Origin of the sequence: Nocardioides sp., assembly GCF_024509035.1 — a bacterium.
Classification (GTDB): domain Bacteria; phylum Actinomycetota; class Actinomycetes; order Propionibacteriales; family Nocardioidaceae; genus Nocardioides.
Genome location: NZ_JANINT010000268.1, coordinates 1 through 2,782 on the forward strand (window position 1 = coordinate 1; position 2,782 = coordinate 2,782).

Below are 2,782 nucleotides of genomic sequence, written 5' to 3' on the forward strand. Positions count from 1 at the left end.
GTCAGGCCGGTGACCAGCAGCCAGCCGCCCCAGAGCACGAGCGCGGCGCGCGTGAGGTCGGTGCGCGGACTGCGCCGGGTCAGCCAGAGGCCGGCGACGAGCAGCAGCAGCGCGCTGGGCAGCAGCCAGGCGATCTGACCGCCGATCTCGGCGTCGAGGAGCCGGGTGATGCCGGTCTGCCCCCACATCCCACCACCGGATCCCCCGCCCGGCCCCGCGCCACCGCCGACTGACCCGGTCTCGTCGCCGGTGAGGCGGCCGAAGCCGTTGTAGCCGAGCGTCAGCTCGAGGATGGAGTCGTCCTGCGAGCCGCCGATGTAGGGCCGGCTCGACGCCGGCCACAGCGACACGATCGCGACCCACCAGCCGCCCGCGACGAGCATCGACCCGAACGCGACCAGCAGGTGCCCGAGCCGCTTGGGCACGCTGGTGCGGGCTGCCAGCACGTAGACGAGCGCCAGCGGCGGCAGCACCAGGAAGGCCTGCAGCATCTTCGCGAGGAACGCCAGGCCGACCAGTGCTCCGGCCAGCGCCAGCCAGCGCACCGGGTGGCGCGACCCGGGCTCGAGGGCGCGGAGCGTGGCGTACGCCGAGGCCACCAGCAGCAGCACCAGCATCGCGTCGGGGTTGTTGAACCGGAACATCAGGACCGCCACCGGCGTGAGCGCCAGCGCCACCCCGGCGATCAGGCCCGCGGCGGCCGACGCCGTCGTGCGCCGCACCGTGGCGACCAGCAGCCAGACCGCCAGCACGCCCTCGATCGCCTGGGGCACCAGGATCGACCAGGACGAGAGCCCGAAGACCCGCACGGCGAGCGCCATCGGCCAGAGCGCCAGCGGGGTCTTGTCGACGGTGATCGAGCTCGCGGCGTCGGAGGAGCCGAAGAAGAACGCCTTCCACGACTCCGAGCCCGCCTGGGCGGCGGCGGAGTAGAAGCTGTTGGCCCACCCGGACTCACCCAGGCCCCACAGGTAGAGGACGGCGGTGGCGAGCAGGAGCCCGGCGAGCGTCGGGCGGTACCACCTCTCGGGCCGGGGCGGTGGGGGCTCGGTGGCCGGGGTCGTCGTCGGGTCGTCGAGGGTCGCGGTGCTCATGAGCCCACGGTCGGCCGGCCGGTTGGCGGGACCGTGTGGACCGTCTGTGGGTCGTCTGTGAACGTCAGAGCGAGAAGTGCCCGGGCGCGAGGCTGCGCAGGACGCAGAACTCGTTGCCCTCGGGGTCGAGCATCACGACCCAGCTCGTCTCCGGTGGCGCCAGGTCGGTGCGCTGGGCGCCGAGGGCCTCGAGCCGGGCGACCTCGGCGTCACGGTCGGAGTCGATCGGGGAGACGTCGAGGTGGAGCCGGTTCTTCACGATCTTCTCCTCGGGCACCCACGCGAAGAAGATCGTGGGCGCCACCGGGCCGGAGCGGACGTCGGCGAGCAGCTGCGCGTCGGCGCGATCCGCCGGCCCGATCTCGACGAGCTCGGGGTCCTCGTCGATCACCACGTAGTCGAGGGCAGCCGCCCAGAACCGCGCGAGCGCGGCCGGGTCGGCGTGAGCTTCGTGATCCGGGAGGTCACCCGATCCGCTCCACGAGCCAGCCGGCGTCGGCACGGTGCTCGGCGGCACCGCCGGGCGTCTCGAGGATCACCGGGGCACCGGCGTCGCGCACGACGGCGGCGAGCAGGTCGGGGTCGACCTTGCCGGCGCCCAGGCTGGCGTGGCGGTCAGCGCCGGAGTCGAACTCGTCGCGGGAGTCGTTGCAGTGCACGAGGTCGATGCGTCCGGTGATGCGGCGTACGTCGTCGACGACCGTCTCGAGGGCGTTGCCGCCCGCGTGGGCGTGGCAGGTGTCGAGGCAGAAGCCCACGTGGTCGAACTGCTCGGTCGACGACAACGCGTCCCAGACCCGCTCGATGCGCTCGAGGTAGCGGGTCATCGCGTTGTCGCCGCCGGCGGTGTTCTCGATGAGCAGCGGCAGCTTGAGGTCGACGGCCTCGACGGCCTTGCGCCAGTTGTCGAACCCCTTCGCAGGGTCGTCGTCCTTGTTGACGTGCCCACCGTGCACGATCAGCCCCCGCGCGCCGATCGCCGCCGCCGCGTCGACGTGCTGCTGGAGCAGCTTGCGGCTGGGGATGCGGATGCGGTTGTTGGTGGTGGCGACGTTGACGATGTACGGCGCGTGCACGTAGAGGCCGACCCCCGCGGCCTCGGCGTCGGCCCTGAGCGCCTCGGCCCCGCCGGCGTAGCGGAACTCGGGGCCCTTGTAGCCCTGGGGGTCGCCCAGGAAGAACTGCACGTGCGGCATCTCGCGCGCCTGGGCCTCCGCGATCGGGTCGGTCTGGTCGACGTGGGCACCGATGGCGAGGCTCGTGCTGCTCATGCGAGCGAGCCTAGGACGCGGCGCCGACGCCCTCCACGTCGCGGGCGTCGACGCCCGGCACCTCCTCGAGGGCGAACCAGACCGGGATCCCACGCTCGCGAGCGATCGCGACGTCCTGGTCGGCGCCGGTGGACGCGCCCGGCAGCCGCAGCACGCCGTCGCAGTGCTGGAGCAGCCGCTCGGCGGTCGGGTACATCACCTGCTCGGCCAGCGGGTCGAGCGGGCCGCTCGCCCCGGCGCTGCTGAGCACCGGCAGCGCCACCCACTCGCCGATCATCGGCAGGTGGCCGGCCCGGAAGATCGGCCAGGCGGCGGTCTCGAGGGCGGCCAGGTTGGCGGCCATCTTGGCGGGGTCGTCACCGGTGCCGGAACGGTAGGGGCCGGCGATCAGGATCATCAGAGGAGCGGTCATGACCC

General features: G+C 73.1%; 4 protein-coding genes. All 4 read right to left on the reverse strand.

Annotated elements, in window-relative coordinates:
• On the reverse strand, window positions 1-1,094 hold a 1,094-nt coding region (locus Q0L15_RS18210; RefSeq protein WP_296605865.1), incomplete at its 3' end, for a glycosyltransferase family 39 protein.
• Between the two features lie 64 nt (window positions 1,095-1,158).
• Window positions 1,159-1,611: a VOC family protein gene (locus tag Q0L15_RS18215; RefSeq protein WP_296605866.1), complete on the reverse strand. Its 453-nt coding sequence runs from the start codon at window positions 1,609-1,611 to the stop codon at window positions 1,159-1,161.
• On the reverse strand, window positions 1,559-2,365 hold the full coding sequence (locus Q0L15_RS18220; RefSeq protein WP_296605867.1) for a deoxyribonuclease IV: 807 nt from the start codon (window positions 2,363-2,365) through the stop codon (window positions 1,559-1,561). The genes Q0L15_RS18215 and Q0L15_RS18220 overlap by 53 nt, the downstream gene beginning before the upstream one ends.
• Window positions 2,366-2,375: 10 nt before the next feature.
• A partial coding sequence (locus tag Q0L15_RS18225) for a hypothetical protein (RefSeq protein WP_366939600.1) occupies window positions 2,376-2,782 on the reverse strand: 407 nt, incomplete at its 5' end.